The following is a 12,710-nucleotide window of genomic DNA, read 5'->3' as shown; positions in this document are numbered from 1 at the left end:
AAGGAGAAATAAAAATGGCTGCAAAAGAAGTTTTATTTTCAGATGACGCTCGTGCAAAAATGCTAGATGGTGTTAACACTTTAGCTAATGCTGTAAAAGTTACTTTAGGTCCTAAAGGTCGTAATGTCGTATTAGACAAATCATATGGTGCTCCAGCAATTACTAAAGATGGTGTATCTGTTGCTAAAGAAATCGAACTAGAAGATAAATTTGAGAATATGGGTGCTCAGATTGTTAAAGAAGTAGCATCTAAAACTGCTGATGTGGCGGGTGATGGTACTACTACTGCCACTGTATTAGCTCAAGCGCTACTTACAGAAGGTCTAAAAGCTGTTGCTGCAGGTATGAATCCTATGGATCTAAAAAGAGGGATTGATAAGGCTGCTACTAAATTAGTAGAAGAGCTAAAAGTACTTTCTAAGCCGTGTTCTGACTCTAAATCAATCGAGCAAGTGGGCACAATCTCTGCTAACTCTGACTCTACTGTAGGTAAGCTTATCGCTGAAGCTATGGCAAAAGTTGGCAAAGAAGGTGTGATCACTGTAGAAGAAGGAAAAGGTTTTGAAGATGAGCTTGATGTCGTTGAAGGTATGCAGTTTGATAGAGGTTATTTATCTCCATATTTCGCGACAAACCAAGAGAACATGACTACTGATCTAGAGAGCCCATATATATTACTAGTTGATAAGAAAATCTCTAATATCCGTGAATTACTTCCTGTATTAGAAGGTGTTTCTAAGTCTGGTAAAGCTCTATTGATCATCGCTGAAGATGTTGAGAGCGAAGCTTTAGCTACTTTAGTTGTTAACAATATGCGTGGTGTAGTTAAAGTATGTGCAGTTAAAGCTCCTGGCTTTGGCGATAGAAGAAAAGCTATGTTAGAAGACATTGCAATCTTAACAGGTGCTACAGTTATATCTGAAGAGCTTGGCATGAAGCTAGAAGAAGCTAATATGGAGCACTTAGGTACTGCAAATAGAGTACAAGTGACTAAAGATGATACTACAATCATTGATGGTGCTGGAGATAAAGATGCTATTGCAAATAGAGTTTCTCAAATCAAAGCAAATGTTGCAGAAGCTACTTCTGACTATGATAAAGAGAAGCTACAAGAAAGATTAGCTAAGCTATCTGGCGGTGTTGCTGTAATTAGAGTTGGTGCTATTACAGAAGCTGAGATGAAAGAGAAGAAAGACCGTGTTGATGATGCTTTACATGCTACTCGTGCAGCTGTAGAAGAAGGTATCGTCGCTGGCGGCGGTGTTGCACTTATTAGAGCGCAAAAAGCTCTTGATGGCTTGACTGGTGATAATGATGATCAGAACCACGGTATTGCTTTACTTAGAAAAGCAATCGAAGCTCCTCTAAGACAAATTGTACAAAATGCTGGTGGCGAAGCTTCTGTAGTTGTAAACGAAGTTAAAGCTAAAGAAGGAAGCCATGGCTACAATGCAGCTAATGATACTTATGGTGATATGGTTGAAATGGGTATCTTAGATCCTACTAAAGTTACTCGTTCAGCTCTACAACATGCTGCTTCAATTGCTGGTCTAATGATCACAACAGAAGCTATGGTTGGTGAGATCAAAGAAGATGCTCCAGCTATGCCTCCTATGGGTGGTGGCATGGGCGGTATGCCAGGCATGATGTAATAAAGTCTTAATATCCAAAAGTATCTCTTGTTAGATATGTTTTGGATATCATCTAAAGACTACATTTCAAATTCTCATATATCTTTTATCTAAAAATTAAATTCATCATTAAAAAAATAAGCTTCTAGAATATTTATTCTTAATTATGATGTATATAATCATTCTATGAATTATTAACGAGTAATATATTTTATGGGTTCAATCTCAACAGATAATAAAGTTCTTGGATTAAAAGATGTCACTATAATGGCAGTCACTGCTAACTTTGGTATTCGTTGGATACCTGTTGCCGCAGGCTTGGGGGCATCTGCAATATTCTTTTGGGTACTTGGAGCTTTGGTATTTTTCCTACCATTGGTTGTTATAGCTACTCAGTTGTCACGTAAGTATCCGGATGAGGGCGGTATGTATGCTTGGACTACTAGAGCTTTGGGTGAAAAATCAGGCTTTATGGTTGCATGGCTTTACTGGATTAATACAATATTTTACTATCCAGCAGTTCTAATATTCTTGGCTACAAATTTTGCTTACTTCATCGGTAAGCCTGAGTTAGTCGAGAATCATTATTATATTACTGTGGTGGTATTAATAGCTTTTTGGTTGATTACGGTAATTAGCTTTTATGGTCTAAGGGCAAATAAATATCTAGTAGATATTGGAGGTATTTTAGGCTCATTTATACCTGCTATTGTGATAATCATTTTAGGGGTGGCAGCATATATAGCCGTAGGGCATAGTGCTACTGATTTTTCTATGGCTAATATAGCTCCTCATGGTAGTTCGTGGGACAATCTTTCTACTTTGACTATTATTATGTTTGCTATGGCGGGTATCGAGATAATTCCTACTTTTGCCAACTCTGTTAGAGATGCTAAGAAAAACCTCTATTATGGCTTGATTTTATCTGCTTTTATATTACTTGGACTATATATACTAGGTACCGTAGCTCTGAATCTGGTAGCATCACCTGATGATATCGGTAAAGCATCTGGTTTGATGACTGCATTTGAGATTATAGGTCATCAATTTCATTGGGCATGGTTTCCTAAACTCATGGCATTTTTATTAACATTTGCTGAATTTGCCGCAGTTAGTATTTGGTTATTAGCACCTGTTATTATGTTTTTTAAATGTACTCCTAAAGGAATTTTGCCGGACTGGTTGCATAAAACTAACAAGCACGATTCTCCAAGAAATGCTTTGATATTTATGGGAGTGTTGGTCACCTTTATAGTCGTACTTACAAACTTGTTGCCGTCAGTTGATGCGATGTATCAAATCTTGATCCTTATGGCTACTGTACTTTATTTTATCCCTTATTTATATCTTGTAATCGCTTATATCAAGCTTATGAATCATAAGATAAAATATCTGTTTGCAGTACTAGTTTTTGTATCGACATCATTAGGTATAATATTTAGCTTTCAACCACCAAGCGATATGAATGATGCTTATGAGATTGCAATATATGAATCAGAACTAATTTTAGGGCCAATGATTTTTATATTTGTAGGATGGTTTTTGTATAAGTTTAGAAAATAATGGTTAATACTTTCCTACAACCTTGTCGAAAGCTTTTGTTGTCAAAAATCTTTTGAGAGTTGTCATAATCCAAGTTGCTTTTGTTATAAAGTATCTAGGTCTTGGTTTTTTTGCTACAAGAATTTTTTCAACAACTTTGGCTACTTCAATTGCAGGTAGGTTGAAAGGGATAGGTTTGTGATTACCAAGCATTATTCTATAGTATTCTTTATTGTGAGGTGAATTTTCTACTTCAACATTATCTATAGTCTTTAGAGCATTCTCTCTAAATTTGCTTGTTACAGGTCCAGTATTTAATAGGCTAATGAAAATATTAGTATCCCTAAGCTCAAGTCGCATAGTATCAGTCATACCTTCTAGTGCATATTTACTAGCTACGTATGATCCGCGAAACCTCATACCAATAAGCCCTAATATTGAACTATGCTGTATTATTTTCCCATAACCTTGTTTACGCATGATTTTTATAGCTTTGTTAGTTAGATTATGTACGGCAAATACATTGGTTTCAAACTGCTTTTTGATAAATTGCGTATCTATATCTTCTAATGCGCCCACTTGTCCAAATCCAGCATTATTAAATACAGCATCTAATTTGCCACCAGTTTTAGCTAAAATAGACTCTAAAGCCTGATCAACTTGTTGATAATTAGTGACATCTATCAAGTAAGTATCAAAGCCTTCGGCTTTGAGCTTATCTACATCTTCTTGCTTTCTAGTAGAAGCAAAAACTTGATATCCTTTATCTCGAAGATAGATGGCTGTAGCGTAGCCAATACCACCATGAGAGCAACCTGTTATTAGAATATTTTTTTTGTTATCCATATTTATAAAATCTAAAGTATCCTACTAAGTTAGTTTATTTTAAGTCTATCGAATAGTCAAAATAACGGAAAATTAAATTCTAAGCTGCTGTAAAAATATTTAAAAAGATTTGCTTTTATATAATGATATTGTAAACCATTAAAATAATTAATGGTTTGCAATTTGTGAAATATACAACTTAAGGACAAACTATATGTTTAAAAAAATATTTTTAATAGGAGCTTCTTTGTATGCCTCAGCGTATGCAAACGATATTGAGTTAATCGTTAAGTATAAAGATAATCAAAATAAAATAGGGACTGTTAGTGCTAATTCTGTAGCTACTATGAGTACAGTTCAAAACTATCAAGTCCTTGAAGATATAGATTCGAGAACAAAAGTTGTAAAAGTAAGTGATGGCCAGGCTTTACGGCCAACTACTACTAGTTTAAAAACTCAGTCAAGTAGTGCAGCCCAAAAGGTATCAAACAATAATGCTTATGCCGCTGCCAAAAATTTTATGGATAGTAATCCAAATGTTGAATATGCTATCCCAAAAAATTCAAAAATGTATGCTTATGATTTAAACAATACACAAACAACCAATACGACTAACTTTCAAAATAACATCATAAGCTGGGGACAACAGTGGGATATGCAGAGTCCGAAAGAGGTCACAGGTGGGATTGATGCTTATGGTGCATGGGACTTAGTTTTAGATAACCCAAAGAGAGTTGATGTCGCTGTAATTGATTCAGGATTAGCTTATGCTGCTCCTGAAGATATATCAAAAAAAATAGATAGAGATCATAGCCATTACTATTTTTTTATGAAGAATAGAGAGCTTAGAGTATCTAGCAATATCTATGATAATGGTAGTTTTCATGGTACACATGTAGCAGGGACAGTGGCTGCAAATGGTCCTAAAGTCAAAGGTGTTGCAGGGCCAATAGATAGTATTAAGATTTTGCCTATTAGAGCTTTAGGAGATGATGGCAGTGGTGATACTTATGCTATTTTAGAATCTGTCAAATGGGCAGCAGGAGCGCAAGTATATGCAAAAAATAGTAGTGGGCAATATTTAGAGGACAACAAAGCTCCAGTTAAAGTTATCAATCTTAGCCTTGGGATGTCTAGAATTGATCCATACACTGGACAGCCTATAGTCAGTCGAGATGAGTGGAGAGAAAACTATATGGGCACATTATGCCCAGCATGGAAAGAGGCCATTCAAGCTGCACATGAAAGAGGTGTGACAGTAGTTATTGCCGCAGGTAATGATGGTAAAAATTTATTTAATGACATACCATCAGGCTGTAGAGATATTAATGCTATAGTTGTTGAATCTACAGGGCCGGAAGGATTGTTAGCGCCTTACTCGACATACTATGCTCCTGATGGGATACTAAAGTGGGTAGTAAACAGTCTAGTTGTTAGAGCTCCAGGTGGAGATAGTTATAATTATGGCAAAACAGCTCAAATATACTCTACTTTAAATAACTATGAATATGGTTATATGCAGGGTACATCTATGGCTACTCCTCATGTTGCTGGTATCATTGCATTATTGTACGCTAATTTACAAGAGTCTCAGTCTTCAGGGCAAGATGTAAGTGTAGTAAGAAAAGCATTGCAAGATTCTAAAGATATTTATAGCCCTAATATTGTTAATGCGAAGAATTCATTGAATAATTTGAAGAGTACTACACAATCAATAGCAGCATAGAGATGACTTTGAAGACAAAAATTATTTAAGATTTTTAAGGGCTTCTTTTATTTCTAGATTTCTAATATTAGCATCAAAAATACATTCTGTTTTCTCTAAAATAAATTTTTGGATTTTCTCAACATCATTAGTAAAGTGAGCAATTAACTCTTTTACAGTTTCTTCTGATATATGGTTTTTGTGTGCAAATTCTGAAATGTCTTCAATAATTTTTGTCATGTTCTTTCCTTAAATTATCTTTTTTATTTTGCCAAAGACTTTGTTTAGAAACCCTTTTTTAGTTCGCGATTTATTGGCTCTCTTTAGTTCGTTAAGCTTATGCATTTGATCTACGGAGTTTTGAATAGATTCTATATTTTCTGAATCGTTACTTTGCAGACAGTCCTCATTAGGAGAAGTCTCTTCTTCAGTTAGCTGTATTTCTTCAGAATAAATATTTGGGTCATTTAAATCAGTATATTTTAAATCAAGGCTAGCAGTTTTTGGGGCTTCGGGCTTCATAGAGAATTTATTCTCAGTTATAACATAAACATCATTTTCATTTTTTTTGATGAAACCCTGGTCTCTGAGTGCCCTACGATATTTGTATATTAAACTTCTAGAAACTCCAAAACCATCTGCTAATTGGGCAACGCTATAGCCCTGTTCAATAGCTTTTAGAATAGCTTTTTTTATAGCAAATTCTTTCTCATTAGGTATTTTCATATTAAAATATTTGACCCGAAAAATATTTATTTAATTATAGCTTAGCGATTAGATTTATACAACTTGTCCCGAGGCCCAACCAGAAGCCCAAGCCCATTGAAAATTATATCCACCTAGCCATCCAGTTACATCAATAACTTCGCCAATAAAGTATAAACCTTTGACTTTATTTGCTTCAAGAGTTTTTGATGATATTTCATCACAACTGATACCACCCAAGGTAACTTCTGCAGTTCGGTAGCCCTCTGTTGTTTGAGGGTATATTACCCACTCATGGAGCTGTTGATGAATCTTATTTATTTGTTCAGTAGACAAATCACAAATTCTTTTTTCAAGTAGAAAGTTCTCAAAAAATGTACTAATAAGATTTTTTGGTAGTAGCTCCGATAGAGTATTTTTTAAAGTGACTTTTGAACCTTGTTCTTTTTTCGAAATCAAAAAATCAGCAATATTTATATTTGGAGAAAGATTAATTTCAACACTTTCTCCTGAATGCCAATAAGATGATATTTGTAAAATTGCTGGACCACTTAATCCCTTATGTGTAAAAAGAATGTTTTCGTCGAAGCTTGCTCGATTGTTTGAAACTCTACAATAAGTTGATACTCCACGTAATTGTCCAAACTTTTGTTGATCTTCTGAGCTGAAAATAAAAGGCACAAGACCAGCTCTTTGAGGATTAACCTTTAATCCAAATTTTTTAGCGATTTTATAACCAAATCCAGTTGCACCCATAGTAGGTATAGATAAGCCACCGGTAGCAATCACCAGTGACTGGCATGCATATTCGCCAGAATTAGATTTTAGATAAAATAAGTCTTCTTTTTTTATGGCGCTATCAATAGTTGTATGTAGTTGTATCTTAGCTTGATATTTTTGGCACTCATCTAGAAGCATATTAACGATATCTTTAGCTTTGTTATCACAAAAAAGCTGGCCTAGAGTCTTCTCATGATAAGGAATGTTGTATTCACTAACCAAGCTGATGAAATCCCATTGGGTATATCTTGATAGTGCGGATTTCATGAAGTGTTGATTATCTGCTAAGTATCTATCAGTGGCTATGTTATAATTTGTGAAATTACACCTTCCACCACCAGACATTAGAATCTTTTTGCCTACTTTATTGGCATGGTCTAATACTAGTACACTACGCCCTCTTTTAGCAGCTTCTATAGCACACATAAGTCCAGCAGCGCCTGCACCAATTATTATTACATCATAGCTTTTTATAGACATAAGACTTTAAAGATCCTTTAGTTTATACCAGTATAACCCAACAATTATAAACATTAAAACCAAGTAAATGCTTATAATATTTGTAATACTGTGAGCATGAACGTAGCTTTGTAAAAATGATGTTAGACTAGTCATTGAGATATTCACAAAATACATAATTGCTGCTGCAGTTCCAGGGATATGGCGAAACATTGATATACCTTTACCCATCGATAATGGAAAAATTGATCCACATGTGAAATAAACAGCCATAGTAGCAATAATGATCAAAGATATATTATTGCTTATTAAGCTAATTATAAAGAAAATACTAGTCAATACTATAAATAGATGTATAACTACAAAAAATATTTTACCAACAGGATAGTGATCTAATAATCTACGCCCAAGTATCGGTGCTGGTAGGAAAGCGCAGCCTAAAAATATAGCTAATTTACCAAAGTAAGCGGCTGAATATCCCATTACATCTTGAATTAAAAAAGGTCCCAAAGTATTGAAACTAATGATAAGTGAATAAGCTATCCCCATAGCTACACAGAGAGTCATGAATTCTCTATTAGTTACAACCTCTATTATATCTTGTTTGATTTTAGTTATGCTTAGTTTTGATTTTTTGCTAAGCGTTTCTGGGATATAGATAAAAACTAATATTGTCAGCAATGCTACTACTATGCTAAAGAAGTAAAATCCAGATTTCCAACCAAAAGCATCTTGTAAGAAGCCGCCGATTATAGGTCCTGCAATAGGTCCTAATCCCCATAAAAATCCCATTGTTGGCCCAAGTTTTAGTAGCTTCTCAGGTGGCAGAATATCTGAAAAAACTCCTCGAGTAACAACTCCCATTGACCCCATAAGGAACCCTTGAGAAAATCTTGAACCTAGCAATACATATTCGTTTGGTATTAGAGTAGGTAGTAAGCTAACTATCACAAATAGTACGCATGATGATCTAAGTAGAACTTTGCGACCTATACCATCAGTAATGATACCTATTAGCAGATTACCAATAGCATATCCTATCAGATATATTGAGATCACCATCTTTGAAATAGATGCTGTAGTATTTAATGAAATACTTATACCTGGTAAAGATGGTGCAAATAAATCTATACTCATGCCCATCAATATGGGGAATGACAGTAATATAAGCATTCTTACCCTATGCTTATAGTTATTGGACGTAAAATTATTTTGTTTAATCAATTTGTTTTAAGAAAGAACTTTAAGAGAAAGTGATTTTAGCAGATTTTGCTAGTGATTGAATAGTCACTAGCAGTATATATGTAATATAAATTTTAGATACTAATATCTACCTTGTTGAATCATAGCTTCTGCAACTTTCTCAAAGCCGGCCAAGTTTGCACCAGCAACCAAGTTGTATCCTAGGTTGTATTTGCTACTAGCAAACTTACAAGCGTGGAATATGTTAGCCATAATTTGTTGTAACTTAGCTTCAACTTCTTCTGCTGTCCATGCCAATCTAGCAGAGTTTTGACTCATTTCTAAACCAGAAACCGCAACACCACCAGCATTGGCAGCTTTACCTGGAGCTAGGCATACGCCTTTTTTCATTAAGAATTCGATTGCTTCGTTAGTTGTAGGCATGTTAGATGCTTCAACAACATATTTAACACCAGCATCAATAAGCTTTTGAGCTTCTTCAACATCAATTTCATTTTGAGTAGCTGCAGGGATAGCGATATCTGCTTTGACTCCCCAAGGCTTCTCACCTGGATGCCAGCTAGCATTGAATTCTTTAGCATAGTCTTGCATAGAAGCTTTACCTTCGCGAATTTTAAGTAAGAATTCAATCTTCTCATCTGTTGTGATACCTTCAGGATCATGTACGAATCCTTTTGAGCCAGAAATAGTAACAACTTTACCACCAAGTTGTGCAACTTTTTTACATACACCCCAAGCAACGTTACCATAGCCAGATGTCACAATAGTTTTACCTTCCATAGTTTCACCATCATGCTTGAGCATTTCATCTAAGAAGAAAACAGCACCGTAACCAGTAGCTTCTGGACGAATCAAGCTTCCACCAGACTCTAACGACTTACCAGTTAATACACCATTTTCAAAAGAATTTCTTACTCTTCTGTATTGGCCATACATATAGCCAATTTCTCTACCACCAACACCAATATCTCCAGCAGGAACGTCTCTGTCTGGGCCAATATGACGCTGTAATTCCATCATAAAACTTTGACAGAAGTTCATGATTTCTTGCTCTGTTTTGCCTTTAGGGTCAAAGTCAGCACCACCTTTACCACCGCCCATTGGAAGTGTAGTTAAGCTATTTTTGAAAACCTGCTCAAAACCTAAGAATTTGATGATTCCAGAATATACGCTAGGATGGAATCTAATACCACCTTTGAAAGGACCGATAGCTCCGTTAAACTGGTATCTGAAACCTCTGTTAACTTGTACGTCACCATTTCTATCAACCCATGGTACTCTAAAAGAGATGCCTCTTTCAGGTTCAACAATACGTCCTAAGATATTTTCTTCGATATACTTAGGGTTTTGTTCTAGAGCTGGTTTAAGAGTAGAAAATACTTCTTTAACGGCTTGGATGAATTCCTTTTCATGTCCGTCTCTTTTTTCAACATCAGCAATTACGCTATCAATATATTTCTGAGCATTCATTTATGCATCTCCTTTGTGATTTGAAAATTTATTTAGAATATTTCTCATATACCAAGTAAACTCAGTCATGATCTTTCATGATGAATAAAATATAAGAGAATATCCTACATATACAAGTTTGCATTTTACCAAATCAGTTTACAACGAACTTGGTTTAATTAACATGATTTTATAATAATATTTTATTAATAAAAACCAAATAATCTAATTTAATATACAAAATATTTTACAACTTATTGATTATTGTTTAGTCTAATGAGATAAATAATATTTTTCGTTAAATTAAACCAAAAGGAATAGAGCATGAGTATGTCATTTGGTTATAACTTTATGAGTCGCATTTGGAACCTCTAACATTAGGAGAATAGTGTATGTATATTTCAAACTTTTATATCAAAATAAATTATTCATTAATACCCAAAAACCATAAAACATACACTAAGCGAAAACCTCTTATCCTTTAAATTTATTTTATTGATTGAAGTTTAGGAGGACAAAATGGTTAGTCAAAATCTAAGTATACAAAAAATATCAAAGGCTAAGCAATTAATTGTAGTAACCACATCAAATTGGCAGAGTGTATCGGGGAAGCTTTGGTTTTTTGAAAAAGACAATAAAAATAATTGGTTGGCTAAGAAATTAGCAACTGCTGTAGTAGTTGGTAAAAATGGCTTAGCTTGGGCAGATAGCATATATCAAAATCTAGCAGATACTGACTTAAAAAAAGAAGGTGATAGTAAGTCACCAGCAGGTATTTTCGATATTGGTAAAACTTTTGGATTTGCTAATATCTCAGTAGTTGAATATATACAGCTAAAAACTGGAATCGAATGTGTAGATGATAGTAATTCAAAATACTATAACCAAATAGTTAATAGTAATCTTATTGATGATAAAGATTGGCTATCAGCTGAAAATATGTCAGAGATTGCTATCTATAAATATGGTGTAGAGATTTTGTACAATACTAATCCAGCGATAGCCAAAAAAGGCTCTTGTATTTTTATGCATATCTGGAAGTCTTCGACGACAGGTACAGAAGGATGTACTGCTATGGCAGAGGATGATATTAGAGATATTCAATCTTATTTGGATATGAATAAAAATCCTATGTTGGTGCAATTAACTCAAGATGTTTATAAACAAGTACAAAATGATTGGCATTTGCCGATTTTATATTAAAAAGGATAATTAAATGAGTAACTATATAGTTTTTGATAAAGCTAGACTAGCTAATTATATAAAAGAGCATAAACTCACAACACCATGTTATATATATGATAGTAGACTTTTAGAAGATACATTTGCTAGTGCAAAAAAAGCATTAGATAAAAATTTCAAAAATGCTGAGATTCATTATGCAATTAAGGCAAATCATCATCCAAAGATAGTAAGTATTGCTAAGAAATATGGTATGGGGATTGATTGTGTAAGTGGCGGTGAGATTAAAAGGGCACTTGAGCAGAATGTAGATCCTCAGAATATTGTTTTTGCAGGAGTTGGCAAAGCTGATTGGGAGATTGAATTGGCTATTGATAATGATATTTTTGCTTTTAACAGCGAGTCCTTAGAAGAGATAGAGGTTATTAGCCAAATAGCATCTTCGAAGAATAAACATGTAAATATTTGTCTGAGAGTTAATCCAAATATAGATGCACAGACTCATCATTATATAAGTACAGGGCAATTTGATGATAAGTTTGGCATTGCTTTTGCTAATATTCTTAATTGGTTAAAAAATGATTTTCAAAACTTTGACAACATAAATATTATAGGGTTACATTACCATGTCGGTTCACAGATATTGAATTATCAGGTTTTTCAATCACTAGCTATAACCACAAATGAGCATATAAAACTTCTCAAGCAAAATGATATTGATATTGAACATATTAATTTTGGTGGTGGTTTGGGGATTGATTATCAAAATCCACATCAGAATCCTATAGTGGACTTTGATAACTATTTTGCTAGATTTAGAGAGTTTTTTGAGTATTGTGATGATGTTAAGCTACATTTTGAGCTTGGTAGATCATTAGTAGGGCAGTCAGGCGTGCTTGTATCACAGGTATTATTTAATAAGGTGACTCAAGATACTCATTTTGCGATTATAGATGCAGGTATGACAGAGCTTATTAGACCAGCATTGTATCAAGCGCAACACAAGATTGAGGCTTTGATTGATGAAAGTGTCGATGAAAAGCAACATTATCATATAGTTGGGCCTATCTGTGAATCTAGTGATGTATTTGCAAAATATTATCAGCTTCCTAAAATAAAGCGTGGTGACTTATTAGCTATATATTCAGCAGGAGCTTATGGTAAGGTTTTAGCTAGTGAATATAATCTAAGACCAACTGTTCAAGAGTATTTTATATAAGGTTTATTTA

Annotated in this window: 11 protein-coding genes; 5 read left to right on the top strand and 6 right to left on the bottom strand. The window is 34.2% G+C overall.

Translation table 11 applies throughout. The features are described 5' to 3' along the window. Nucleotides 1-14: 14 nt before the first annotated feature. Both groL and FQ699_RS01350 read left to right on the top strand, forming a co-directional pair. Nucleotides 15-1,652, top strand: a complete 1,638-nt coding sequence (groL, locus tag FQ699_RS01355) for a chaperonin GroEL (protein ID WP_146420807.1) — start codon at nucleotides 15-17, stop codon at nucleotides 1,650-1,652. A gap of 192 nt (nucleotides 1,653-1,844) precedes the next feature. Then, a complete protein-coding gene (locus tag FQ699_RS01350; RefSeq protein ID WP_146420806.1) occupies nucleotides 1,845-3,194 on the top strand; it encodes an APC family permease in 1,350 nt (449 codons plus the stop codon). A 3-nt stretch (nucleotides 3,195-3,197) separates the two neighbouring features. On the opposite strand, the gene FQ699_RS01345 is transcribed toward FQ699_RS01350, so the two are convergent. Beyond that, nucleotides 3,198-4,019: an SDR family NAD(P)-dependent oxidoreductase gene (locus tag FQ699_RS01345; RefSeq protein ID WP_146420805.1), complete on the bottom strand. Its 822-nt coding sequence runs from the start codon at nucleotides 4,017-4,019 to the stop codon at nucleotides 3,198-3,200. 193 nt (nucleotides 4,020-4,212) lie between these two features. Between FQ699_RS01345 and FQ699_RS01340 the strand changes: the two genes are divergently transcribed. Next, nucleotides 4,213-5,724, top strand: coding sequence for a S8 family serine peptidase (locus FQ699_RS01340; protein WP_146420804.1), 1,512 nt, complete (start codon nucleotides 4,213-4,215; stop codon nucleotides 5,722-5,724). A gap of 21 nt (nucleotides 5,725-5,745) precedes the next feature. Here the strand turns inward: FQ699_RS01340 and FQ699_RS01335 are convergent, their stop codons facing one another. From FQ699_RS01335 to gdhA, 5 genes are all read right to left on the bottom strand, one after another. Continuing rightward, complete coding sequence (locus FQ699_RS01335; RefSeq protein ID WP_146420803.1) at nucleotides 5,746-5,943, bottom strand: hypothetical protein; 198 nt, start codon at nucleotides 5,941-5,943, stop codon at nucleotides 5,746-5,748. 9 nt (nucleotides 5,944-5,952) lie between these two features. Further along, nucleotides 5,953-6,429, bottom strand: coding sequence for an FTL_1293 family small RNA FtrC-regulated protein (locus FQ699_RS01330; RefSeq protein ID WP_013922471.1), 477 nt, complete (start codon nucleotides 6,427-6,429; stop codon nucleotides 5,953-5,955). Between the two features lie 54 nt (nucleotides 6,430-6,483). Next, nucleotides 6,484-7,668 carry a BaiN/RdsA family NAD(P)/FAD-dependent oxidoreductase gene (locus FQ699_RS01325; protein WP_146420802.1) on the bottom strand — a complete coding sequence of 395 codons (1,185 nt, stop codon included), beginning with the start codon at nucleotides 7,666-7,668 and terminating at the stop codon, nucleotides 6,484-6,486. A 6-nt stretch (nucleotides 7,669-7,674) separates the two neighbouring features. After that, on the bottom strand, nucleotides 7,675-8,820 hold the full coding sequence (locus FQ699_RS01320) for an MFS transporter (RefSeq protein WP_146420801.1): 1,146 nt from the start codon (nucleotides 8,818-8,820) through the stop codon (nucleotides 7,675-7,677). Between the two features lie 150 nt (nucleotides 8,821-8,970). Then, the gene (gene gdhA, locus FQ699_RS01315; protein ID WP_146420800.1) at nucleotides 8,971-10,320 is read right to left on the bottom strand and encodes an NADP-specific glutamate dehydrogenase; all 1,350 of its coding nucleotides are present in this window, start codon (nucleotides 10,318-10,320) and stop codon (nucleotides 8,971-8,973) included. 498 nt (nucleotides 10,321-10,818) lie between these two features. Between gdhA and FQ699_RS01310 the strand changes: the two genes are divergently transcribed. Next, entirely contained in the window at nucleotides 10,819-11,502 is a 684-nt protein-coding gene (locus FQ699_RS01310; RefSeq protein ID WP_146420799.1) for a L,D-transpeptidase family protein, read from the top strand. A 13-nt stretch (nucleotides 11,503-11,515) separates the two neighbouring features. Beyond that, nucleotides 11,516-12,700 (top strand): diaminopimelate decarboxylase, encoded by a 1,185-nt coding sequence (gene lysA, locus FQ699_RS01305; protein ID WP_146420798.1) that lies wholly within the window; start codon nucleotides 11,516-11,518, stop codon nucleotides 12,698-12,700. The last annotated feature ends 10 nt before the right edge of the window (nucleotides 12,701-12,710 follow it).

The organism is Francisella salimarina (genome assembly GCF_007923265.1).
GTDB classification, from domain to species: domain Bacteria; phylum Pseudomonadota; class Gammaproteobacteria; order Francisellales; family Francisellaceae; genus Francisella; species Francisella salimarina.
Note: the sequence above shows the minus strand (reverse complement) of the source record. Positions and strands in the feature narration are given on the sequence as shown.